Raw genomic sequence first — 665 nt, forward strand, 5'->3', positions numbered from 1 at the left:
TACTATGCGATTGAAGCGGCAAAATTGTTGAAGAAGTAAAATAAAGAAATAAATCAAAAAGCGGCAAACAGTGTTTATCCTGTTTAGCCGCTTTTTTATATTACTTAAGATTGGCTCAATAGGGCCTGACTAAGGTTTATTTTTTGAAAATCTAAAGAGTTTTGCATAAATAAAGGCCGTCTGAAAAACAGTTACCTGATTTTTCAGGCGGCCTTATATGATTTAAACCTTAGTGGTGGCTGCAACCGCCGTGGGTTTCACGCAAAGCTTCGGCTGCTTGTTCGTCTGCGTGGTAGCTGGAGCGAACCATTGCGCCGATGGCGGCATTGGTAAAGCCTAATTCGTATGCTTCTTTTTCAAAAACTTTGAATTGATCGGGCGTTACATAGCGTAAGACGGGCAGGTGGCCGTCTGAAGGTTGCAGATATTGGCCGATGGTAATCATCTCGATATTGTTGGCACGCATATCGCGCATGATTTCGCGCACGTCCTCGTCTGTTTCGCCCAAGCCGACCATGATGCCGGATTTGGTCGGAATATGGGGCATCATTTCTTTGTAGCGGCGCAGAAGCTCGAGGGAGTGTTGGTAGTTGGCACCCGGACGGGCTTTTTTATACAGGCTTGGATGGGTTTCCAAGTTGTGGTTCATCACGTCGGGCGGGGTT

General features: G+C 46.2%; 1 protein-coding gene. It reads right to left on the reverse strand.

Going from position 1 to position 665, the window contains the following annotated elements; translation table 11 throughout:
• Positions 1–229: 229 nt before the first annotated feature.
• The coding region (locus ACTHUM_RS17065) for a radical SAM protein (protein ID WP_440403562.1) at positions 230–665 on the reverse strand (436 nt) is incomplete at its 5' end.

The sequence above is a fragment of the Neisseria sp. P0021.S006 genome (genome assembly GCF_051956895.1).